We start from the raw sequence: 21,515 nt of genomic DNA on the forward strand, positions 1-21,515 counted from the left end.
CCATGAACGCCGCCCAAGAAAAAGAAGCCCTGCTGTGGGGCATGGTGGGCATCACCCTGTTTGCCGCCACCCTGCCCATGACCCGGCTGGCGGTGGGCACCACAGAGCTGCCCCAGCTCTCACCCTGGTTCGTCACCTTCGGCCGCGCGGCGGTGGCGGGGTTGCTGTCCATGGGCTACCTGCTGTGGCAGCGCAGTCAAGGTCGACTGAAGTTGCCCGTGCGGGCCGAATGGCCGCTGCTGGCGGTCACGGCGTTTGGGGTCATCGTGGGGTTTCCGCTGTTTTTGGCGCTGGCGCTGCGGCATGTGCCCAGCACGCACGGGGCCGTGGTCACGGCGCTGCTGCCGCTGTCTACCGCCGTGTTGGGCGCGCTGTGGTTTCGCCAGCGGCCCTCCAACGGGTTTTGGGTCTGCGCCGTGGTGGGCAGCGGCCTGGTGCTGGGCTTCATGGTGTGGCGCGCGGGCGGCATCTACCTGGGCGCGGCCAACATCTACCTGTTGATTGCCATGACCACGGGCGCACTGGGCTACATCGGCGGCGCGCGCCTCACCCCCCGCCTGGGGGCCGAGCAGGTGATTTGCTGGGTGCTGGTGTGCAGCCTGCCGCTCACGCTGCCGGTAGCGGCCTGGTTTGCGCCCAGCCATGCCACCGAGATCCGGGCCACCAGCTGGATGGGCTTTGTCTATGTCTCGCTGTTTTCGATGTGGATCGGCTTTTTTGCCTGGTACCGCGCCCTGGCGCTGGGTGCCGTGCGGGTGAGCCAGATCCAGCTGATCCAGCCGTTTTTGAGCCTGCTGTTTGCCGTGCCCCTGGCCGGTGAGCGGCTGGACGCCACCACACTGGTGTTTGCCCTGACCGTGATCGCCACGGTGTACATGGGCAAGAAGATGCCCATCGCCGCCCACCCCGCCCCAGCCACCACCGCCAAAACCACTGCCACAAAGCCCGCATGAAGCTCAACCACATCCCCTTTGCCACCACCGACTGGGCCGCCCTGCCCCGCGAAGAAAAAAGCGCGCAGGCGGGCCAAGCCTTCTGGCGCACGCAGCAGTTTGGCGACGTGCGCGTGCGCATGGTCGAGTACACGCCGGGCTACGTCTCTGACCACTGGTGCACCAAAGGCCACGTGCTGCTGTGCCTGAGCGGCGAGCTGCACACCGAGCTGCAAGATGGCCGCCAGTTCACCCTCAAGCCCGGTATGAGTTACCAGGTGGCGGACAATGCGGAACCACACCGGTCCACCGCACCACAGGGGGCTACCCTGTTTGTGGTGGACTGAGGGACCACCATGCGCACATCTATGGAGCAAGGATTGCTGCAGTTGCCGGGCCCCAACGGCGAGCGCTTTGCAGTGCTGATGGCCCACGGCAGCATGCGCACCGAGCTGTATGCACCGCGCGGCCACGATCCGCAGCAGCCTCACGCGCAGGATGAGCTGTATTTCATCCAGCGCGGCCATGGTGAGTTTGTGCAAGGTGATGAGCGCCACCGCTTTCAGGCGGGTGACGCGTTTTTTGTGCCTGCGGGGCAAGTGCACCGCTTTGAGCATTTTTCGGACGATTTTGTAACGTGGGTGGTCTTTTGGGGACCATCCGGAGGAGAACGAGAGTGAAACTGAACGACCTTCCACAGACCAGCACCTGGACCCTGGCACGCCGTGCCGAGCGCATGAACCCCTCGGTCATCCGCGAAATCCTGAAGGTCACGGAAAAGCCCGGCATCATCAGCCTGGCCGGTGGCCTGCCCTCGCCCAAGACCTTCCCGGTGTCGGCCTTTGCCGAAGCCTCGGCCGCCGTGCTGGCCAACGACGGCCCGGCCGCCCTGCAATATGCCGCCAGCGAAGGCTTTGCCCCGCTGCGCCAAGCCATCGCCGACTTCCTGCCCTGGGATGTGGATGCCGACCAGGTGCTGATCACCACCGGCTCGCAGCAGGCGCTGGACCTGATTGCCAAGGTGCTGATCGACGAAAACAGCCGCGTGCTGGTCGAAACCCCCACCTACCTGGGCGCGCTGCAAGCCTTCACCCCCATGGAACCCGCCGTGGTGTCCGTGGCCAGCGATGATGAAGGCGTGCTCATCGACGACCTGAAAGCCAAGGTGGGCACCGGTGCCGACAAGGCACGCTTCCTGTACGTGCTGCCCAACTTCCAGAACCCCACCGGCCGCACCATGAGCGATGCGCGCCGCGCTGCGCTGGTCAAGGCAGCCGCCGAGCTGAACCTGCCGCTGGTGGAAGACAACCCCTACGGCGACCTGTGGTTTGACAACCCACCACCCGCACCGCTCACGGCCCGCAACCCCGAGGGCTGCATCTACATGGGCTCGTTCTCCAAGGTGCTGGCCCCTGGCCTGCGCCTGGGCTTTGTGGTGGCACCCAAGGCGGTGTATCCCAAGCTGCTGCAAGCCAAGCAGGCGGCCGACCTGCACACGCCCGGCTACAACCAGCGCCTGGTGGCCGAGGTGATGAAGGGCAACTTCCTGGACCGCCATGTGCCCACCATCCGCGCGCTGTACAAGCAGCAGTGCGAAGCCATGCTGGCTGCGCTGACGAAGGAGATGCAGGGCCTGGACGTGCACTGGAACCGCCCCGACGGCGGCATGTTCCTGTGGGTGCGCCTGCCAGAAGGCATGAGCGCCATCGAGCTGTTGCCCAAGGCGGTAGAGCGCAACGTGGCCTTCGTGCCCGGTGCGGCCTTCTACGCCGACAACGCCGACCAGCGCACGCTGCGCCTGTCGTTTGTCACGTCCACGGCAGAGCAAATTGCCACCGGCATCGCCGCGCTCGCCGCCGCGATCCGTGAGCACAAGGGCTGATCCAACATGCTGAGACTGTGGGGGCGCCTGTCGTCCATCAATGTGCGCAAAGTGGTGTGGGCTGCGCAAGAGCTGGGCCTGCCCCTGCAGCGCACCGACGCGGGCGGACAGTTTGGCCTGGTGCGCGAAGCAGAATATTTGCAACGCAACCCCAACGGCCTGGTGCCGCTGATGGAAGACGACGACACCGGCTTGGTGCTGTGGGAGTCGAACGCCATCGTGCGCTACCTGTGCGCCCGGCATGCGCCCGGCAAGTTCTACCCCGAGGAGCTGCCCGCCCGCTTTGTGGCAGAGCAGTGGATGGACTGGCAACAGACCACCCTCAACCCCGCCGGGCGCGATGCCTTCATCCAGTGGATACGCACACCTGCGGCGCAGCGCAACAGTGCGCTGATTGCGGCCTCGGTGGCCGCCACCGAGCCTCTGCTGGACATGCTGGAGCAGCACCTGTCCACCCACCCGTTCATGGCGGGTGAGCGCTTCACCATGGCCGACATCCCCGTGGGCTGTGAGCTGCACCGCTGGTGGGGCCTGCCGCAAGAGCGGCCCGCACGCCCGGCGCTGGAGCGCTGGTACCGCACCGTCAGCACCCGTGCTGGCGCGCGGGGGGTGCTGGACCAACCCCTGGCCTGACCGAAGGGAAGGCCACCGGCCATGTACCCGCGCCCATTCAAGCAAATTGACGTGTTCAGCAACCGCCCTGGCGACGGCAATGCCCTGGCCGTGGTGATTGATGCCAGCCACCTGACGGACACCGCCATGCAGCGCTTTGCTGCCTGGACGAACCTGTCGGAGACCACGTTTTTGCTGCCCCCCACCGAGGCCGCGCGCGCCGCAGGGGCGGACTACCGCGTGCGCATCTTCACCCCCGGCTACGAGCTGCCGTTTGCAGGCCACCCCACACTGGGCAGCTGCCACGCCTGGCTGCAGGCGGGCAACACACCGCGTGAGGAAGGGCTGGTGGTGCAAGAGTGCGGCGCCGGACTGGTACGCATCCGATTGCAGGACGACGGCAGCATGGCCTTTGCTGCACCGCCCCTGGTGCGCGGCCCCGCCAGCCCCGCGCTGGTGCCCCTGATTGCGAGTGCGCTGGGCCTCAAGCCCTCGCAGATCCGCGCCAGCCAGATGCTGGACAACGGCCCCGTGTGGCTGGGCCTGCTGCTGGACAGCGCCGCCACCGTGCGCAGCCTGCGCCCGGACCACGCTCGCCTCAAGGACCTGGGCCAGGACGTGGGCGTGATCCACGTCACCCCCGATGCGGGCGACGACCCCGATCGCCCCTGCGCCGTGGTGCGCGCCTTTGCCGCCCCCATGGGCAACAACGAGGACCCCGCCACCGGCAGCCTCAACGCCAGCCTGGCCCAGTGGCTGATTGCCGAGGGCCTGGCCCCCACCCATTACCTCGCGTCCCAGGGCGAAAGCCTGGGCCGCGCCGCACGCATCCGCATCGCGCAAGACAGCCACGCCCAAGTGTGGGTGGGCGGCCACGCGGTGACCTGTATCGAAGGCACGGTGCTGATGTGAGCGGCCCCCGACAACCCATTTTCTGACCCGCTGCGGTGCGCAGGCATGGCCCCAGGCCAGCCCCCGGCGTGCGCACACCGCCCTCTTTTTTTGACGTTTCCAGTTTCACGTTTCACCGCAACCAGGAGAGCCCATGCACCACCGCCCCTTCCAACAAGTCGATGTGTTCACCGCCACCGCCTACCGTGGCAACCCGCTGGCCGTGGTGCTGGACGGCACGGGCCTGTCCACCGACACCATGCAGACGTTCACGAACTGGACCAACCTCTCTGAAGCCACCTTCGTGCTGCCCCCCACCCCCGAAGGCCGCGCCGCTGGCGCCGACTACCACGTGCGCATCTTCTGCCCTGGGCGTGAGCTGCCGTTTGCCGGACACCCCACGCTGGGCACCTGCCACGCGTGGCTGAAGGCGGGCGGCCAGCCCCAGGTGGCGGGCAAGGTGGTGCAGGAATGCGGTGTGGGCCTGGTCACGCTGCGCCAGCAAGGCGAGCAACTGGCCTTTGCCGCGCCCCCCTTGATCAAGAGCGGCCCCCTGGCGGAAGAAGACGTGGTGCTGATCGCACGCGGCCTGGGCGTGGCGCGCAGCGACATCCTGCACCACGCCTGGTGCGACAACGGCCCGAACTGGCGCGGCGTGATGCTGCGCAGCAGCGAGCAGGTGCTGGCACTGAAGCCCGACGCCAGTATCCTGGGCCAGTTGGATGTGGGCGTGGTCGGGCCTACAGCAGGAAGCGGCGCCTCCGCGCCGCGTGGCAAGGTCGGCGTGGTGGGCAGCACCGATGCCGAGGGCATCGCCTTTGAAGTGCGCGCCTTCTTCCCCGGCAACAACGGCCTGGCCGAAGACCCCGTGACCGGCAGCCTGAACGCCGCACTGGCGCAGTGGCTGATCGGCGCAGGCCTCGCCCCCGCGCAGTACGTGGCCAGCCAGGGCACCTGCCTGGGCCGCGCCGGGCGCGTGTACGTGGAGCAAGACGGCGACACCATCTGGGTGGGCGGCAGCAGCGTGACCTGCGTGTCGGGCGAGGTGCTGCTATGACAGCGAACCCCTTGGCCCCGTGCGTAGACCACTTGGTCGTGCTGGCTGCCGACCTGGCCAGCGGCGTGGCCTGGTGCGAGCGCACACTGGGCATCGCGCCCACGGCGGGTGGCGAGCACCCGCTGATGGGCACGCACAACCGCATCATCAACATCAGCAGCCCCGCACACCCGCGCGCCTATCTGGAGGTCATTGCTATCAATCCAGGAGCTACCAGCGCTCGACCAGCGGGCGCTAGACGCTGGTTTGACATGGATGATTCCACGCTGCAGGAGCAGGTGGCGCGCCACGGCCCGCAGCCCATCCACTGGGTGGCCAGCGTGCCCAACGTGGCCGAGCGGTGCGCCGCCCTGGAGGCGCTAGACATGGACCGTGGCCCCATCCTCACCGCCAGCCGCCCCACGCCGAACGGCCTGCTGCAGTGGCAGATCACCGTGCGCGACGACGGCCTGCGTTTGATGGACGGCTGCCTGCCCACCCTCATCCAATGGGGCGCCGTGCACCCTTGCGACAGCCTGCCTGCCAGCGGCGTGCAGCTGCAGCAGCTCACGCTGCAGCACCCGCAGGCAGCCACATTGCACGCGGCGTGCGCAGCCATCGGGGTGGCCACGAGCGTCGCCATCACCCCCGGCGATGCACCGCGCCTCACTGCGCAGCTCGCCACCCCACGCGGGCCTGTGGCCATCACATCCTTCACCCCGGAGACCTGACCATGCTGTTTTCGCCGCAAGAACTGCTGCTTTTCGCGCTCGCCGCCCTCGTGCTGGTGCTCACGCCCGGCCCCAACATGGTGTACTGCGTCTCGCGCAGCCTCACCCAGGGGCCGCGTGCCGGGCTCATTTCGCTGACCGGGGTGGTGCTGGGTTTTGTCGTGCACCTGCTGGCGGCGGCGCTGGGCCTCACCGCGCTGCTGGCGGCCGTGCCGCTGGCGTTTGATGCCATCCGCTACGCCGGGGCCGCCTACCTGCTGTGGATGGCCTGGCAGGCCGTCAAACCGGGCGGCGCCGCACCGTTTGAAGCGCGCAACCTGCCGCACGACAGCCCGCGCACGCTGTTCCTCATGGGGTTCATGACCAATCTGCTCAACCCCAAGGTCGCGATGTTCTACCTGTCGTTCTTCCCACAATTCCTGCACCCCGAGCGCGGCCAGCTGCTGCTGCAAAGCCTCACGCTGGGCGCGGTGCAGATCAGCACCAGCGCCGCCGTGAACGCCCTGCTGGTGCTGGGCGCCGCCCGCGTGGCCCTGTTCCTCAACCGCAACGCCGCCTGGATGCGCGCCCAGCGCTATTTCATGGGCACCGTCCTCGGTCTGCTCGCCCTCAAATTGTTGACTGAAAAGAAAGCCGTCGCATGAACGCCCGCCTCGACATCGCATCCCTGCTGCCCACCCTGGCCGACATCGAAGCCGCCGCCCAGGTCGTGTACCGCGACTTCGCCGCCACGCCCCAGTACCGCTGGGGCCTGCTCAGCCAGCGCCTGGGCACCGACTGCTGGCTCAAGCACGAGAACCACACGCCCGTCGGCGCATTCAAGATCCGGGGCGGCCTGACCTACTTTGACCAGCTCGCCCAGCGCGGCGCGCTGCCTGCTGAAGTGATCAGCGCCACGCGCGGCAACCATGGCCAGAGCATGGGCTGGGCCGCGCGCCGCCACGGCGTAGCCTGCACCATCGTCGTGCCACGCGGCAACTCGGTGGAGAAGAACGCCGCCATGCGCGCCCTGGGCGTCACCCTCATCGAACACGGAGACGACTTTCAAGAAGCGCGCGAGCACGCCATGCAGCTCGCGGCCCAGCGCGGCGCCCACATGGTGCCCAGCTTCCACCCCGACCTGCTGCGTGGCGTGAGCACCTACTGGTGGGAGTTCTTGCGCGCCGTGCCGCAGCTCGATGTGGTCTACGTGCCCATCGGCCAGGGCTCGGGCGCGTGCTCGGCCATTGCCGCCAAGCTGGCCCTGCAGCACCCCGTTCGTGTGGTCGGCGTAGTCAGCAGCCACGCCACCACCTACGCCGACTCGCTGGCCGCAGGCCACGTGGTCGAGGCGCCGGTGACCACCCAGCTCGCCGACGGCATGGCGTGCCGCGTGGCCGACCCCGAGGCCCTGGCCGTGCTGGCCCCGCACATCGACCGCATCGTGCAGGTGAGCGACGCCGAAGTGGCCGCCGCCATGCGCGCACTGTTCACTGATACGCACAACGTGGCAGAGGGCGCGGGCGCTGCCGCGCTGGCGGCTGCGCTGCAAGAGCGTGACCAGCTCCAAGGCCTGCACGTGGGCCTGGCGTTGACGGGCGGCAACGTGGATGCGCCCGTGTTTGCACAAGCGCTGCAGGCTGGCACTGCTTCTTGAAGGCAAAGCAGCGCCCATGAAAAAAGGGGGCGACAAGCCCCCTTGGTGTTGGTGCTGCTGGTGCACAGCAGCGGCGCACAAATTACTTGGCAGGAGGACGGCACTTGCCGCCTTGGGCCATCTCCAGTTTGGCGACGTCTACTTTGCCCTGCTCTTCCGACACCTGTTCCAGATCAGCTCCACCCACTAGTACACCCATCTTGATGAACTGGCGGATGAAGTAGTTCTTGCCAGATTCAAACATCACTTCCAACTTGTTCGGCGAGAACTCCGACTCGGTCTCCACCACGTGCTTCTTGCCACCGTCCACCTGGGTATAGAAGAAAACGCTGGGGGCGCTGGCACCCACGCAGTTGCCGTCGATACGCAAATCCTTGCTCAGCCCTTGGCCGAAAGCGCTGTTGCGATACAGGTAGACGCCGGCCTTGCCTGCGGGCGGCTTCTGGAATTCCTTGGCTTTGGCCGATTGCTCTTTGGAAGCCATATCGACAGACGCGCAGCCGGTCATCAAAACAGACAGAGCCAACGCGAAATACAGTGATTTTTTCATGGTGTTGCAGTGGTTGAGATCGCAAAGCCCGCTGGTCGCCTACGGCAGACCCAGCCCTCCTCGTGCTTTGCCGACGGGATTCTAGTCAGCCTTCACTACCGATTCGGGGTGCGTTACCGAGGGTTACGCCTAGCCTTCAAGGGAATTTTGCGAAGCAGCAAATTAACTCCCAAATTGATAGCATCCGTCGCACTAGCGACAAGCGCTCAACGCGCACTTCATCACAATCTGCCGCATGGGAACCCTCTACCTCGTGCGCCATGGCCAGGCCTCGTTTGGCGCTGCAGACTATGACCAGCTCAGCCCCCTCGGCCGCCAGCAGGCGGTGCGCCTGGGCGAGCATTGGCGCGCACGTGGGCAGGGGTTTGATGCCGTCATCACCGGCACACTGCGCCGCCACACGCAAACGCTGGAGGGCATTGCCGAGGGCTTGCAGACCCAGCCCGAGGTGCTGCAGCTGCCCGGCCTCAACGAGTACGACAGCCATGCGCTCATCAGCGCCATCCACCCCCAACCCTTGGGCCCAGCCGACACGCCCGAGCGCTACCGCGCGCACTTTCGCATCCTGTGTGACGCGCTGGCGCAGTGGATGGCGGGCGTCATCAGCCCCCAGGGCATGCCCACCTGGGACGAATTTGCAGGCGGCGTGCGCGCCGCGCTCGACCACGTGCGCCACCACCATGCGGGCCAGAACGTGCTGCTGGTGAGCAGCGGCGGCCCCATCTCCACGGCGGTGGGCGAGGTGCTGGGCACCGCGCCCGAGGTGACGATCGCACTGAACATGCGCATCCGCAACAGCGCGGTGACAGAGTTCTCGATTTCGCCCAAGCGGTTGATGCTGCAGACGTTCAATACCTTGCCGCATTTGAATGAGGTGGAGCATGTGGGGTGGGTGACACATGCGTGAGGTTTTTGATTTTTTTGGCCGCCAAGGCTTATGGAATGAGCGCTGAAAGCTACTGAATCCATAGCATTTAGCTGGCGGGAAATGTTCCTGCCCCCACCGTTCGAGCTGAGCTGATCGAAGCCAGGGCGCCACCCCCACCCGTTCGGGCTGAGCCTGTCGAAGCCGGGGCTTGCGTGCTGATCTTGCCGCGTGCCTTTGCCCGGGGCGGGAGCCGGGGAGTGCGCCCGGCGGCGCAGTAACTTTCTTTCGCTTCGCCGAAAGAAAGTCACCAAAGAAAGGGCGACCCCACTGTCTGCGTCCCTGCGCTTCGCTTTGGGCAACCTGCGGTGCTCGCGTCCAGCGGGGTCTCGCTCAAACTCGCTTCGTTTCACTGCGCTCAAACAGTCGCGAGCCCTGATCCGCTGGCCGCTGCGCTCCTCGGCGCATACAGAGGGGCTGGGCAGCCAACATCCATTCGGGCCATCGCTGCGCTCGGCCCCACTTCGCGGGTTCAAGCGCCTCGCGCTGGGCGCAACACTGACGGGGTCGAGCGCAGCGACGACCCGTGTGGCTGTTCGGCTGCTCGGCTGTCCACCCCCTGTGGCTGCGCCTGCGGCGGGGCGGTTGCGGGGTGGCATGGGCGTCGAAGCGCCCATGCTTCGTGAACTGACTCGCTGCGGCTGTTTGAACGGAGCTGCTACGCAGCGCAGTGAGTTCCGCAGCGCACCCCGCAACCGTCCCGACGCAGGTTTGCCCCTTCGCAAAGCGAAGGGGTCGCAGACTTGGGGTCGCCTTCTTTTGCCTTCTTTTCTTGGCGACGCAAGAAAAGAAGGTGCCCCGCCGGGGGCACGTCCCGGCACCCGCCCTCAGCAAAGGCATGCGTCCAAACCAACCAACGAGCCCTGGCTTCGACAGGCTCAGCCCGAACGGATGGCGGTGTGAATGGACTGAGGCGGTGCCCACGCTTCGACAAGCTCAGCCCGAACGGACAGGAAAGGCTCAGGGCATCACTACAAATTTCATAGCTGCTAGCGCTTACCAATAAAGCGCCAGAGCCCCAAAACACCTCAAACCCTGCGCCCCCACTTCACCACACACGCATCCACCGCAGCCAACACCACCATCGACACCCCCACCAACGGAAACACCACCCCGCCCACCGCCAGCACAACCACCACACCCACAAGAGCGCGACGATGCACAGGCAACGGCGGCACCCCCACACCGCCCGCAGGCCGACGCTTGAACCACATCACCGCGCCCGACACACACAGCAGCACAATGCCCGCGCACACCGCCACCAGCAGCAGCTGGTTGGCCACGCCCCACTCCTGCCCCAGATGGATGTTGATGCCCCACTCCAGCCAACGCCCCAGCGGGCCGTAGTCGGCGTACGACATGTCGAGCAGCGGCTGGCCGGTGAACTGGTCCAGGTGCACCACGCGCTGGCGGGCCAGGTCGTGCGGGTAGACGGAGGCGGTGAACACGCCCTGCGCACCCTGGGGCGGGTTGACGGTGTAGCCGGGGGCCAGTTGCAAGCGCTGCACCCGGGCCATCACAGAGTCAATGTCCAGCGCAGCGCGTACAGAGCCAGCAGTTGCGGGTGCAGGTTGCGCAGCCGCCCCCTCGCCATGCAGGGCGTGTGGGTTGTCTTCTGTCTTGACCTGGGCATGCGCTGGGTGGCCTTGATGACCTTCATGAACCGCACCGCCCGGCTGCTGCGTGTGCTGCAGCGTCCACGGCAGGTGCGCCGCATCGGCCAGGGGCTGGCCGGACATGGGCAACTGCACGCGCACTCCAGCCGGGTAGCCAAAGTTGTGGCCGTTCGCCCACGCATTGGCCTGGGCACCCCACAGCACCGACCAGGGCATGCCGGTGATGGCGAGGAACAGCAGGCCCACGCCCACCACCAGCCCAGTCACCGCATGCAGATCGCGCCAGTACACACGCTGGCGCGGGGTGCCGCGCACGCTGACCACACCGCCCCGCCCCGCTTTGCCTTTGCCTGCATCACCTGATCCACGCGGCCACCACAGGTACAGGCCAGTGAGCACCAGCAGAACAGCCCAGCCCGCCGCCATCTCGATGAAACCGCGCTGCACGGGGCCAAAGTATTTGAGGCTGTGCAGCTTGCGGATCGTCCAGCCCAGCGTGCCCCGATCGCTCAGGGTGCCCAGCACCTGGGCGTTGGCGGGGTTCAGGTACACGGCCACCTTGGCCCCATCCACCGTGCGCACGCCCACCTCGGCAGATTGGCCCGGTGCGGCGGCGGGCGTGTACTTGAACCACGCCCCCGGCTGGGCTGCCAAGGCAGCGGCCAGCACCGCGCTGTGCGATGCTGGCTCGACCGCAGGCGCTGCGGGCACGGGCACCGTCAGCAAGTCGGCGTGCACGCGCTGGTCGATGGCGTCATGGTAGATGTAGAGCGCGCCCGTCACCGCCAGCCAAATCAGCAGGGGCAGCACCAGCAGCCCGGCATAGAAGTGCCAGCGCCACACGGCGCGGTACAGGCTGCTGTGGGTCAGCGCATGGCCCGGCCCTGCCTGCCCATCGGCCTCAGAAGTGAGAGCGCGTGCCATGGTCAGAACTTCCAGTTCAGGCTGGCGTAGGCGCTGCGGCCATCGCCGGGCGAGTAGCCCGACGAGCCACTGTCGTACCACGCGTAGACATACTTGCGGTTCGTGACGTTCTTGAGCTGCACGCCCACATCCAGCGTGGGCGACAGGCGCCAGGTGGCCCCCAGGTTGAGCAGCGCGTAACCCCCGGTGCGGCCCAGGGTGTTGGTGCGCTCCAGGTAATAGTTGCCTTGCGCATTGGCCCAGGCGCTGAGCTTGAGCTGCGTGCTGGCCTGGTAGTCCACGCCCAACGTGGCCAGATAGTGCGGCACGTTTTCAATCTCTTTGCCGCGCGTGGCGGGAGCGCTGGGGTCGGGCTCCACAATGCGCGCGATTTGCGACGAGTAGCCCACCCAGCCGCTCCACTGCGCGTTCAGGCGTGCGTTGAGCTGCAGGTCCACGCCCTTGCGCAGGGTGCGGCCCACATTACCCTGGCCGCCGGGGTCGGGCAGGCCGTTCACGCCCAGCACGCGGGCCACTTCACCGCTGGCGCGTTGCTCCCAATAGGCCACGCGGGTTTCGATGCCTGCAGCAGGTTGCCACTTCACGCCCGCCTCCCAGCCATCGTTGAGCGATGGGTCCAGGTTGCGGCTTTGCGATGCGGTGCGGTAGCTGTCGATGCCCGTGCCGATCTGGAAGGTGCGGCCCCAGTTGGCGTAGACGCTGGTGTCGGGCCGCACGGCGTAGGCCACGCTGATCTTGGGCTGGGTGATGGTGCCGTAGTCGTGCACGGGCGATGTGGTGTGGGTGAGCCCGTCGGTAAAACTGCCGTTCACGCGGTCCACGCGCAGCGCGGGAATGATCTTGAGTGCCTGCACCGGCTGCACCACGGCCTGCACGTAGGCGCCCCGGGTGTTCAGGTCAAAGTCCCAGTCGCGGATCTGCGAGGTGCGCGCCTGCTGCACCGTGCGGTAGCGCTGGGCATCGTTGTCCTGCCACTGGGCATCGAAGCCGCCTTCAAGCGTGAAGGCATGCGCCCACGCCACCTTGGGCCGCCAGGTCAGCGTGGTGATCAGGCCTCTGTGGGTTTCATCGCCATCGCGCTCTTGCTGCACACCCGCTTCTGAAAAGCGCACAAAGCGCTGGTTCTCGTAGTGCTGGGTGTAGGCCTTGGCGGTCCAGGCCAGGTCGTTGGGCAGTTGGCCGTCCAGGTGCGCGCTCAGTTGCGTGGTCTCGCGTTCGCTGCGGTCCCACGCGGCGTAGGTGGGCGAGCTGCGCGGGGCGCGGGCGGCCTGCTCGGCCGTGAGGTAGCCGGATTCAAGCGCCTTGTTTTTGTAGTAACGGGCGATGACGCCCGCGCGCCACTGTCCGCCGTCGCTGGTATAGAACCACTTGCCCGCCAGCGCCTTTTTATCGGCATCGGCATGGTCGCGGTAGCCGTCCGATTCGCGGGTGGCCACAAAGTAGTTCTGGCTCCAGTTGCCACTTTCAAAGCCCTTGGCCAGTTGCAGCTCGCGCGTGCCGTAGCTGCCCAGCGTCACGCTGGCCTGGCCGTCGTTGCCGCCCTGGCGGGTGATGACGTTGGCATTGCCTGCAATGTTGTTCAGGCCGTAGCGCGGGTCGTTGGTGCCGCGCACGATCTCGATGGCTTCAATGTCCAGCGGAAACACCGCGTCCAGAAACGGCATGCCGCCCGCGTTGTCGTTGCTGGGGATGCCATCGATCAGCAGCTTGACGGCGTTGACCCGGCCTTCGCCGTTGAAGCCTCGCATCGAAAACCGCCCGGCGTCCGTGCCCTGCTTAAACTGCGTGACCTGCACGCCGGGGGCGCGGGCGAGCAGCTCCCAGCTGTAGTCCACATGCTGGTCTTGCAGCACGCTGGCGCCCAGGATATCGACCGAGCTGAACACATTGCGCACATTGAGCGCGCCCGAGGGCGCCGACTGCACGGTGATGGTGCCCAGCGTGAGGGCGGCGTCGTTGGCAGATTCGGAGACAGCGGTCTGGGCCCAGGCAGATGCAGCGAGCGAAGCGATGGCTGCGCCCACGGCGACAGCGATGAGGGAGCGGGCAGGCCGTGCAGGGCACGCAAAACGCACGCCCAAGGAAAGATAAGAAGACATGGTTGGCAAAGGGTTCACAACGCGCCCCCGGCACGGCACACCTGCACGCGGCCCACTCCGCTCACGCCTGCGGCCCCACCAGGATCGCTACAGGCGCGCAACAAAGCCGGGCCCCATGGGCGGGCGGTCTCGGGATCAGCGCAAAAAGAATCGGATCAAGAACGGCGCACCGCAGGCGAACCAAGCGCCTGCCGCATGCACCCCAAAGTCAGACCGTTGTGAACCCCGGCGGCCCCCGCGCAGGCAGCGGCGCGCCGTGCCATGAGGCCGTGAACACCCGCGCCTGCCAGGGCACGGGCACAGGCTGCGCCGCCACACGGGGCACCGCCACGGGCGGCAGGCTGGGCGGGGGCGCTTGCAGCTGCAGGCACAGAGTGCAATCGAGCCCGTGCGGGCCCAGCGCTTGCTGGCGGGGCGTTGATGCATCGTCGCCGGCCGCGCTCACCACCACCAGCTTGACGGCCCCGGAGGCACCGCACACCAGCTCCAGCGACTGCGGATGGATGAGCGGCGCCGCACCCGCCAGTCCGACCACGCCCAAAAACCACGCCAGCACCAGGCGGGCGAGGAAGGGAGTGGTGCGCAGGCGGTGCATGCCGCAGATTATGGCGGGTGGCTGGGGGTTGCGGTGGGGCTAAAAAGTGCAGGGGTGATGGAGATCAATTCAAAGAAATTTGGGCGCTAGCGCTTTGGGATCAAGCGCTACAAGCTATCAACTTCATAGCAATCAGACCAACCCGGGCCACCGCCGTTTGGATGGAGCCTGTCGAAGCCGAGGCACGCGCAAAGACGGATTCGGCATGGGCATGGAAATGCCAAGGCCCAACCCCCGCCAGTGCCCCCAGTTTCCCCAGTGCACTCCTGTTCTGTCGCACCACCACCGGGTGGCGCCGGGAAGGGCATGTCCGAAAGCAGCGCGCGTGGAACCCGCCGCCGCAGTGCAATGGCGGCTGACCCAACCACGACCGAAGAGGTGAAGCCATGAAACTGTCCGTACAGGGGATTCCGAGCGAGGTGGCGCGGCGACTGCAAGCGGGCGGCGACGACGCGAATGGGCAGACGCCATTGCAGACCGTGGCCCAAGGCCAGGCCAACCCGTGCCGCCACTGCCTGCAGCTGATCGCGCCCGGCGACGCCATGCGCGTTCTCTCTTACCGACCCTTTGCCGATTTGCAGCCTTATGCAGAAACGGGGCCGATCTTTTTGCATGCGCACGATTGCAAGCACTACCAAGCAGACCGACTGCCCGACTGGTTTGCCTATCTGGACCCGGCCGTGATTCGCGGCTACGGGCACAACCACTGGATACGGTACGAAACGGGGGCCATCGTTGCGGGCAAGGAACTCACCGACAGGTGCCGCCAGATTCTGGCCGACCCCGAGGTCGCGTATGTGCACATCCGCTCCAAGTTCAATTGCTTCCAATGCCGCGTGGACCGGGGATGAAATTGGCACAGCCACGCTGGCGACTGCGCGTGGCGCGGGTGCAAGCGGCAGCCCGTCTGGCGTACCCTGGTTGCGCCAGGGCAGCCCGCAAAACGCTATCAATTCAATAGCTTCTAGCGCTTATTGGACGGGCCAAACAGCCAAAAACATCGAAAACCTACCGCCGCACCGTCTCCAGAGGCAACGCCACCAGTTCGGCCAGCAGGGCCGCCAAGGCCTCGCCCGCAGCCTCCACCACCGCACGGCCTTTGTCGGCCGTAGCCGCATCGGCCTGCCCCACAGCGCCGCTCTCGTGATAGTCCTCCATGGCCCAACCCATCTTGGCGCTTTTGCCGTTACCCAAGATGGCGTGGCGCTCGGACCGATCTTGCGAGGTGGAGCGGAAGTTCTGCGCGTGTTCCATGCGGACGGTGCCGCGCGCCAGGTGCAACATCATCGACGTTTCAATATCACCCGCATGGATGCCGAAGCGGTGCTCTGCGGCGCTGAACAGGCCTTGCACCTCGGACGGCTGGGGCAGGCTAAACCAGCTGGCGCTGTACACCAGCAGGCCGTGGCGCTGGCGCAGCTCGCGCGCCACGATGTCCATCACCGCCACATTGCCGCCGTGGCTGTTGAAGAGGAGCAGCTTCTTGACCCCCGCCCGCGCCACGCAGGCGCCCAGCTCCGTCCACAAGGCGATCACCGTGGCGGGGGACAGGGTGAGCGTGCCCGCAAAATTTTCATGCTCGGTGCTCAGGCCAATGTTTTGCGGGGGCAAAAACAGCGCAGGCACGTCAGCCCCCAGGTGCGGCAGGGCGGCGTCGATCACGCCTTGCAGCAGCGTGGCATCGACCGACAACGGCAGGTGCGGGCCATGCTGCTCCACCGCCGCCACAGGCAGTACAGCCACCAGATGCTCTGCTTGGCCGCTGGCCTGCAGCGCGGCAAAGTCGCGGGTAGACAGGTCGGCCCAGAAGCGGGAGGACAAGGCAGAGGGTGCGGCGGCAGAAGTCATGACCCGCATGGTAGCGGTGCAGCAGCGCCGTGTGACTGAAATGCAGCCAGCGCAGCGGCAAGTTTGCCAGCGCCCGCTAACATCACCCCATGACCCAAGACCTCTTCCGCCAAGACGCCTACCTGCGCGAATGCAGCGCCCAACTCACCGCCGTGACCGAAGCGGGCATCGTGCTGGACCGCACGGTGTTCTACCCTTTGGGCGGCGGCCAGGCGGGCGACAGTGGGGTGCTGGTGCTGGCCGATGGCGCCCAGCTGGCGATTGCCGACACCCGCAAGGGCAAGGATGCCGAGGGCAACCCCACCAGCGACATCGTGCATGTGCCCGCACCGGGGCAAGAGGCCCTGCTGGCCACGCTGGCACCCGGCACCACCGTCACCGCCCGCATCGACTGGGAACGCCGCCACCGCATGATGCGGCTGCACACCACATCGCACCTGCTGTGCCATGTGGTGCCGCAGTTGGTCAATGGCTGCTCCATCACCCCCGACTACGCCCGGCTGGATTTCGCCATGACCGACCCGCTGGACAAGGAGCAGCTCACCGCCGCCATCGCCGCGCTGGTGGCTGCAGCCCACCCGCTCACGGTGGCGTCGATCAGCGACGAGGAGCTGGACGCCAACCCCACTTTGGTCAAAAGCATGAGCGTGCAACCGCCCCGGGGCACGGGGCGCATTCGCACTATCCGCATTGGCGGCGATGGCAGTGATGGCGGCGCGCCATTGATCGACCTGCAGCCTTGCGGCGGAACGCACGTGGCCAACACCTCCGAGATCGGCCCCATCGTAGTCACAAAGATTGAAAAGAAAAGCGCCACCACCCGCAGGGTGGTGCTGGGCTTTGCCCCATGAGCGCAGCGAATAGCGCTTTTCTTCGAGGTGCACTCGTTGGCGCGCAGCGCCAGTGGGGGCACACCAGAAGCCACGGAATGCCCGCCACCACCCGCAGGGTGGTGCTGGGCTTTGCACCGTGACGCTGCCGCGCTCTACAAAAAGATACTTCTGCAGCATGCCGGGCGCTGTTACCTTTGCACCTCTGTCCGCGTTGAAACCAGCCACGGGCCCGCAGCACCCCACGGTGTGCAGGGCCCCAGCCCACTTCATTTTCTGACCCTCCATGCCAGCCCCTTTGCGCGCCCTGCTCGGCCACCCCCAACTCATCGCCCTGCGGCAACGCCGCTGGTTCAAGCCCGCCACACGGGCGCTGGCCGCACTGCTGGGGGTGTGGGCACTGTCGTGGTTGTCGGTCCCCGCCCTGGTCAAGGGGCCGCTGGAGCGCCTGGCCAGCGAGCAGCTGGGCCGCACCGTCACGGTGGGCTCGCTCGACTTCAAACCCTGGTCACTGGAGCTGACGCTGCGCGACATTGCCGTGGCAGGTGCCAAAGGTAGCGAGGCAGGCCCCGCGCAGTTGACCATTGGGCGCGTGTATGTCGATGCCGAGCTGCAGTCGCTGCTGCGCCTGGCGCCGGTGGTAGATGCCTTCACGGTGGAAAACCCCGTGCTGCGCATCACCCACCTGGGCCAGGGCCGCTATGACGTGGACGATGTGATGGCCAAGCTGACGGCCCCCAAGGACGCACCAGAAACGCCCCCATCGACCGAGCCCGCGCGGCTGGCGCTGTACAACCTGCTGCTGCAGGGCGGGCGCGTGGACTTTACCGACAACGCTGTGGGCAAGACCCATTCGGTGCAGGACCTGTTGCTCTCCGTGCCGTTCATCAGCACGCTGGCCGACACAAAGGAAGTGCGCGTGGAGCCCCGGCTGGCCTTCACGCTGGAGGGCAGCCGCTTTGACTCGTCGGCCCAGAGCACGCCGTTCGCCCAAACGGGGCATGCCGACGCCCAGATCCGCTGGGAGGGCCTGAACCTGGCCCCCTACCTGGGCTACCTGCCCGCCAGCCTGCCCATTCGGCTGAAGGCCGCCACGCTGGACGTGGACGTGAAGCTGGCCTTTGAGCAGGCGCCGCGCATGGCTGTGAAGCTCTCGGGCAAGGTGCAGACCCGCGATGTGCAACTGACCGACCGCGAAGGGCAGGACCTGCTGACCTATGAGCGCCTGACGGTGGACATGGCCGATGTGCGCCCGCTGGACCAGGTGGTGGACCTGGCCCAGGTGGAGCTGGCCGCCCCCGTGCTGCACGCCCGCCGCGATGCCGCCGGGCTGCTGAACCTGGCGCAATTGGGCAACAGCCCGGCCGCAGGGGCGCCCAACGCAGCCACCGCGACGGCTGCCGCGCCTGAACCAGCGGCCTCCGCCGCAGCCGGTGCCGGTGCCGAGGGCAGCGAGCCCGCCAGCGCAGCCGCATCGGTCCCGGCCAGCGCACCAACCAGGGCATCCAGCAGCACGGCCAAAGCCAGCAGGCCCACCAAGCAAGCTGCCGCACCTGCTGCGCAACCCCCCGCCCCCTGGAAGGTGACCGTGGCCCGCGCCACAGTGCACCAAGGTACCGTGCACTGGGACGACCAAACCACCCGCCCCGCCGCCGCGTTGCAGGCGCAGCAACTGGCGCTGGAGTTGACCGGGCTGGCCTTGCCGCTGGAAAAGCCCGTGGCCTTCAAAGGCGCCATGGTGTTGCCCAATGCCAATGCAGGCAGTGCGGCCAGCGCGACCAACGCCACCGTGCCCCCCGCCCGACAGACGGGCAAAGCCAAGGCAGGTGCGTCCAAAGCGGTGGCAGCGAAGACAGACACACCAGCAGCCCCTGAAGGCAAGCTGGCGTTTGAAGGCGAGGCCACCGAGCAAAAAGCGCAGCTGCAAATCACCACCGAAGCGCTGGCGCTGCAACTGGCGGCGCCCTACGTGGCGCAGTACCTGGAGCCCAGCTTGGCGGGCCAGCTCACCGGCACCCTGGGGCTGCAATGGCAGGCCCCAGGCCAAAGCTCGGCCAAAAACGCCACAGGCCTGACAGTGACCGCAGGCCCGCTGGCGCTGGAGCAACTGGCCCTGCGCCAGGGCAGCAAGTCCCTCGTCAGCCTGGCCAAGCTGGAGGTGAAGGGCCTGCAGCTGCCGCTGGACGAGCGCACCATGACGCTGGAATCGCTGAGCCTGAACACTCCCCAGCTGGCCGTGGAGCGCGGCAGCGACGGACGCTGGATGTTTGAGCGCTGGGCCAAGGCCCAGGCACAGACACCCACCGCAGCGAGCGAGACCACGGCAGCAAAAACGCCCACCGAAGCCCCCTGGGTGGTGCGCGTGGGCGAGTTGGCCCTGCAAGGCGGCGCTGTGGCCTTTGCCGACAACGCCCAGCCCCGCCCCGTGGCCCTGGAGGTATCGGCCCTCGACGTGAGCGCCAAAAACCTGGCCACCGACAGCGGCAAGCCCGGCGCCTTCACGCTGAGCGCCCGCGCAGCGGCGGGCAAGGGCAACACCAAGAGCACAGCCGGCAAGATCGACTACCAGGGCACGCTGGCCCTGCAGCCCCTGGCCACCCAGGGCAAGCTGGACGCCACCCGCGTACCCGTGCACGGGCTGGACGGCTACCTGGCCCAGCAGTTGGCCATTGAGCTGCTGCGCGCTGATGTGGGCTTTCGGGGGCAGGTGGCGTTTGCGCAGTCTGACAAAGGCCCTAGCCTGAAGCTGGCGGGCGATGCGGCCATTGAAGAACTCAAGGCCAACAGCACGGGCGCATCCACCCCACTGACCGAAGCCCAGGTGGGCGAGGAACTGCTGGCCTGGAAGAGCCTGAACCTGCGTGGCCTGAGCGTGGCCACGGCCCCCGGCACCGCCCCCAAGGTGCAGGTGAGCGAGACCAGCTTGCAGGACTTTTTCGCGCGCATCACCATCAACGAGGCCGGGCGCATCAACCTGCGCGACATCGTGAAGGGCGATGCCGAGGCCACCGCAACGGCACCTGCAACCACGGCATCCGCAACGGCAGCTTCGTCACCCGCGCCTGCGGCGTCTGCGGCATCGGCCCCGCAGCCCGTGCAGACGGCAGCGCGCGACCCGCTGGCGCCGGTGGTGCAGTTTGGCCCGGTGAGCCTGGTCAATGGCAAGGTGCTGTTTTCTGACTTCTTCATCAAACCCAACTACTCGGCCGACCTGAGCGAGCTGACCGGCAAGCTGAGCGCCTTCTCGTCGCAGGCGCCGGGTGGCGAGCCCCAACTGGCCGCGCTGGAGCTGCTGGGCCGCGCCGAGGGCTCGGCCTCGCTGGAGGTCACGGGCAAACTCAACCCACTGGCCCAGCCGCTGGCGCTGGACATTGCGGGCAAGGTGCGCGACCTGGACCTGCCCCCGCTGTCGCCGTATGCGGTGAAGTACGCAGGCCATGGCATTGAACGCGGCAAGCTCAGCGTGGACGTGGCCTACAAGGTGCTGCCCAACGGGCAGTTGACGGCCAACAACCGCATCGTGCTGAACCAGCTGACCTTTGGCGAGCCCGTGGCGGGCGCGCCCAACAGCCTGCCGGTGCGCCTGGCCGTGGCGCTGCTGGCCGACCGGCGCGGCGTGATCGACCTGGACCTGCCCATCAGCGGCTCGCTGAACGACCCGCAGTTCCGCCTGGGGCCGGTGATTGGCAAGGTCATCCTCAACCTGATCGGCAAGGCCCTGACCTCGCCCTTCAGCCTGCTGGCCAGCGCCTTTGGTGGCGGTGAGGAGATGAGCAGCGTGGCCTTTGCCCCCGGCAGCGCCACCCTCAGCCCCGAGGCACAGCAAAACCTGGGCAAGGTCGCCAAGGCCCTAGCCGACCGCCCCACCCTCAAGCTCACCGTGACAGGCACCGCCAACCTGGCCGAAGAGCGCGAGGGCCTGCAGCGCGAACGCTTGCAGCAGCTGGTGCGCGCAGAAAAGCGCCGCGCCCAGCCTGACAGCACCGAGCCCGTCACCGCCGACGAGTACCCCGCCCTGCTCAAGTCCGCCTATGGCCGCGCCAGCATCCCCAAGCCCCGCAACCTGGTGGGCCTGGCCAAAGACCTCACGGCGCCCGAGATGGAAGCCCTGCTGATGGCCAACCAGCCCGCCACCGAAGCCATGGCGGCCGAACTGGCCGCCCAGCGCGGCCACGCCATCCAAAGCTATCTGGCCGCACAAAAGCTGCCTGCCGAGCGCCTCTTCCTGGCCGCTCCCAAAACCGGCAGCCAGGTGCCCAAGGGCGCACCGCATGCGGAACTGAGCCTGGCGACGCAGTGACCCCCCCTGAGTCGCCTGCGGCGCGGCGGGGCTGCCCTTGCGTGGGGGCACTGGTACTGGCGCCGCGTCAGTTTCCAAGGGATTGGGGGGCTCCGAGCACAATGGTGG

General features: G+C 67.2%; 19 protein-coding genes. 14 read left to right on the forward strand and 5 right to left on the reverse strand.

The genetic code is table 11. From position 1 onward, the window contains the following. Window positions 1-2: 2 nt before the first annotated feature. From CLU86_RS14855 to CLU86_RS14900, 10 genes are all read left to right on the forward strand, one after another. Window positions 3-953 carry a DMT family transporter gene (locus CLU86_RS14855; protein WP_099743595.1) on the forward strand — a complete coding sequence of 317 codons (951 nt, stop codon included), beginning with the start codon at window positions 3-5 and terminating at the stop codon, window positions 951-953. Further along, window positions 950-1,279 carry a DHCW motif cupin fold protein gene (locus tag CLU86_RS14860; RefSeq protein ID WP_099656802.1) on the forward strand — a complete coding sequence of 110 codons (330 nt, stop codon included), beginning with the start codon at window positions 950-952 and terminating at the stop codon, window positions 1,277-1,279. The genes CLU86_RS14855 and CLU86_RS14860 overlap by 4 nt, the downstream gene beginning before the upstream one ends. A gap of 9 nt (window positions 1,280-1,288) precedes the next feature. After that, window positions 1,289-1,612 (forward strand): cupin domain-containing protein, encoded by a 324-nt coding sequence (locus CLU86_RS14865; RefSeq protein WP_099742147.1) that lies wholly within the window; start codon window positions 1,289-1,291, stop codon window positions 1,610-1,612. Then, window positions 1,609-2,814, forward strand: a complete 1,206-nt coding sequence (locus CLU86_RS14870) for a PLP-dependent aminotransferase family protein (RefSeq protein ID WP_199175128.1) — start codon at window positions 1,609-1,611, stop codon at window positions 2,812-2,814. Before CLU86_RS14865 ends, CLU86_RS14870 begins: the two co-directional genes overlap by 4 nt. 6 nt (window positions 2,815-2,820) lie before the next feature. Further along, window positions 2,821-3,447 (forward strand): glutathione S-transferase family protein, encoded by a 627-nt coding sequence (locus tag CLU86_RS14875; RefSeq protein ID WP_099742148.1) that lies wholly within the window; start codon window positions 2,821-2,823, stop codon window positions 3,445-3,447. A gap of 21 nt (window positions 3,448-3,468) precedes the next feature. After that, the gene (locus tag CLU86_RS14880; RefSeq protein ID WP_099656804.1) at window positions 3,469-4,338 is read left to right on the forward strand and encodes a PhzF family phenazine biosynthesis protein; all 870 of its coding nucleotides are present in this window, start codon (window positions 3,469-3,471) and stop codon (window positions 4,336-4,338) included. Between the two features lie 133 nt (window positions 4,339-4,471). Beyond that, complete coding sequence (locus CLU86_RS14885; protein ID WP_099742149.1) at window positions 4,472-5,374, forward strand: PhzF family phenazine biosynthesis protein; 903 nt, start codon at window positions 4,472-4,474, stop codon at window positions 5,372-5,374. Continuing rightward, a complete protein-coding gene (locus CLU86_RS14890; RefSeq protein WP_099742150.1) occupies window positions 5,371-6,084 on the forward strand; it encodes a VOC family protein in 714 nt (237 codons plus the stop codon). The genes CLU86_RS14885 and CLU86_RS14890 overlap by 4 nt, the downstream gene beginning before the upstream one ends. Before the next feature lie 2 nt (window positions 6,085-6,086). Beyond that, the gene (locus tag CLU86_RS14895) at window positions 6,087-6,728 is read left to right on the forward strand and encodes a LysE family translocator (RefSeq protein ID WP_099742151.1); all 642 of its coding nucleotides are present in this window, start codon (window positions 6,087-6,089) and stop codon (window positions 6,726-6,728) included. Continuing rightward, window positions 6,725-7,720 (forward strand): threonine dehydratase, encoded by a 996-nt coding sequence (locus tag CLU86_RS14900; RefSeq protein WP_099742152.1) that lies wholly within the window; start codon window positions 6,725-6,727, stop codon window positions 7,718-7,720. The genes CLU86_RS14895 and CLU86_RS14900 overlap by 4 nt, the downstream gene beginning before the upstream one ends. 82 nt (window positions 7,721-7,802) lie before the next feature. On the opposite strand, the gene CLU86_RS14905 is transcribed toward CLU86_RS14900, so the two are convergent. Continuing rightward, window positions 7,803-8,270 carry a DUF2846 domain-containing protein gene (locus tag CLU86_RS14905; protein ID WP_099742153.1) on the reverse strand — a complete coding sequence of 156 codons (468 nt, stop codon included), beginning with the start codon at window positions 8,268-8,270 and terminating at the stop codon, window positions 7,803-7,805. A 235-nt stretch (window positions 8,271-8,505) separates the two neighbouring features. On the opposite strand from CLU86_RS14905, the gene CLU86_RS14910 reads away from it, so the two are divergent. Continuing rightward, window positions 8,506-9,177, forward strand: a complete 672-nt coding sequence (locus tag CLU86_RS14910; RefSeq protein ID WP_099742154.1) for a histidine phosphatase family protein — start codon at window positions 8,506-8,508, stop codon at window positions 9,175-9,177. A 1,046-nt stretch (window positions 9,178-10,223) separates the two neighbouring features. Here CLU86_RS14910 and CLU86_RS14915 read toward each other — a convergent pair. From CLU86_RS14915 to CLU86_RS14925, 3 genes are all read right to left on the reverse strand, one after another. Then, window positions 10,224-11,735, reverse strand: coding sequence for a PepSY domain-containing protein (locus CLU86_RS14915; protein WP_099742155.1), 1,512 nt, complete (start codon window positions 11,733-11,735; stop codon window positions 10,224-10,226). Between the two features lie 2 nt (window positions 11,736-11,737). Further along, a complete protein-coding gene (locus CLU86_RS14920) occupies window positions 11,738-13,834 on the reverse strand; it encodes a TonB-dependent receptor (protein ID WP_099742156.1) in 2,097 nt (698 codons plus the stop codon). A 208-nt stretch (window positions 13,835-14,042) separates the two neighbouring features. Then, window positions 14,043-14,429, reverse strand: coding sequence for a DUF2946 family protein (locus tag CLU86_RS14925; protein ID WP_099742157.1), 387 nt, complete (start codon window positions 14,427-14,429; stop codon window positions 14,043-14,045). A gap of 386 nt (window positions 14,430-14,815) precedes the next feature. Here CLU86_RS14925 and CLU86_RS14930 point away from each other — a divergent pair, with 386 nt between their 5' ends. Beyond that, on the forward strand, window positions 14,816-15,280 hold the full coding sequence (locus tag CLU86_RS14930; protein ID WP_099742158.1) for a DUF1203 domain-containing protein: 465 nt from the start codon (window positions 14,816-14,818) through the stop codon (window positions 15,278-15,280). Window positions 15,281-15,437: 157 nt separating this feature from the next. On the opposite strand, the gene CLU86_RS14935 is transcribed toward CLU86_RS14930, so the two are convergent. Continuing rightward, entirely contained in the window at window positions 15,438-16,277 is an 840-nt protein-coding gene (locus tag CLU86_RS14935; protein WP_099743597.1) for a creatininase family protein, read from the reverse strand. Between the two features lie 89 nt (window positions 16,278-16,366). Here CLU86_RS14935 and CLU86_RS14940 point away from each other — a divergent pair, with 89 nt between their 5' ends. After that, a complete protein-coding gene (locus CLU86_RS14940; protein ID WP_099742159.1) occupies window positions 16,367-17,128 on the forward strand; it encodes an alanyl-tRNA editing protein in 762 nt (253 codons plus the stop codon). A 265-nt stretch (window positions 17,129-17,393) separates the two neighbouring features. Beyond that, window positions 17,394-21,407: a DUF748 domain-containing protein gene (locus CLU86_RS14945; RefSeq protein ID WP_099742160.1), complete on the forward strand. Its 4,014-nt coding sequence runs from the start codon at window positions 17,394-17,396 to the stop codon at window positions 21,405-21,407. Window positions 21,408-21,515: the final 108 nt, after the last annotated feature.

Origin of the sequence: Acidovorax sp. 62 (genome assembly GCF_002754495.1) — a bacterium.
Lineage (GTDB): Bacteria > Pseudomonadota > Gammaproteobacteria > Burkholderiales > Burkholderiaceae_C > Acidovorax.

Excerpts from the sequence above, each read along its gene's own strand:
- CLU86_RS14860 (WP_099656802.1), top strand. The coding sequence starts at position 950 with ATGAAGCTCAACCACATCCCCTTTGCCACCACCGACTGGGCCGCCCTG.
- CLU86_RS14900 (WP_099742152.1), top strand. The coding sequence starts at position 6,725 with ATGAACGCCCGCCTCGACATCGCATCCCTGCTGCCCACCCTGGCCGAC.
- CLU86_RS14855 (WP_099743595.1), top strand. The coding sequence starts at position 3 with ATGAACGCCGCCCAAGAAAAAGAAGCCCTGCTGTGGGGCATGGTGGGC.
- CLU86_RS14925 (WP_099742157.1), bottom strand. The coding sequence starts at position 14,429 with ATGCACCGCCTGCGCACCACTCCCTTCCTCGCCCGCCTGGTGCTGGCG.
- CLU86_RS14865 (WP_099742147.1), top strand. The coding sequence starts at position 1,289 with ATGCGCACATCTATGGAGCAAGGATTGCTGCAGTTGCCGGGCCCCAAC.
- CLU86_RS14890 (WP_099742150.1), top strand. The coding sequence starts at position 5,371 with ATGACAGCGAACCCCTTGGCCCCGTGCGTAGACCACTTGGTCGTGCTG.
- CLU86_RS14915 (WP_099742155.1), bottom strand. The coding sequence starts at position 11,735 with ATGGCACGCGCTCTCACTTCTGAGGCCGATGGGCAGGCAGGGCCGGGC.
- CLU86_RS14885 (WP_099742149.1), top strand. The coding sequence starts at position 4,472 with ATGCACCACCGCCCCTTCCAACAAGTCGATGTGTTCACCGCCACCGCC.
- CLU86_RS14910 (WP_099742154.1), top strand. The coding sequence starts at position 8,506 with ATGGGAACCCTCTACCTCGTGCGCCATGGCCAGGCCTCGTTTGGCGCT.
- CLU86_RS14940 (WP_099742159.1), top strand. The coding sequence starts at position 16,367 with ATGACCCAAGACCTCTTCCGCCAAGACGCCTACCTGCGCGAATGCAGC.
- CLU86_RS14875 (WP_099742148.1), top strand. The coding sequence starts at position 2,821 with ATGCTGAGACTGTGGGGGCGCCTGTCGTCCATCAATGTGCGCAAAGTG.
- CLU86_RS14895 (WP_099742151.1), top strand. The coding sequence starts at position 6,087 with ATGCTGTTTTCGCCGCAAGAACTGCTGCTTTTCGCGCTCGCCGCCCTC.
- CLU86_RS14905 (WP_099742153.1), bottom strand. The coding sequence starts at position 8,270 with ATGAAAAAATCACTGTATTTCGCGTTGGCTCTGTCTGTTTTGATGACC.
- CLU86_RS14930 (WP_099742158.1), top strand. The coding sequence starts at position 14,816 with ATGAAACTGTCCGTACAGGGGATTCCGAGCGAGGTGGCGCGGCGACTG.
- CLU86_RS14935 (WP_099743597.1), bottom strand. The coding sequence starts at position 16,277 with ATGACTTCTGCCGCCGCACCCTCTGCCTTGTCCTCCCGCTTCTGGGCC.
- CLU86_RS14945 (WP_099742160.1), top strand. The coding sequence starts at position 17,394 with ATGCCAGCCCCTTTGCGCGCCCTGCTCGGCCACCCCCAACTCATCGCC.
- CLU86_RS14880 (WP_099656804.1), top strand. The coding sequence starts at position 3,469 with ATGTACCCGCGCCCATTCAAGCAAATTGACGTGTTCAGCAACCGCCCT.
- CLU86_RS14920 (WP_099742156.1), bottom strand. The coding sequence starts at position 13,834 with ATGTCTTCTTATCTTTCCTTGGGCGTGCGTTTTGCGTGCCCTGCACGG.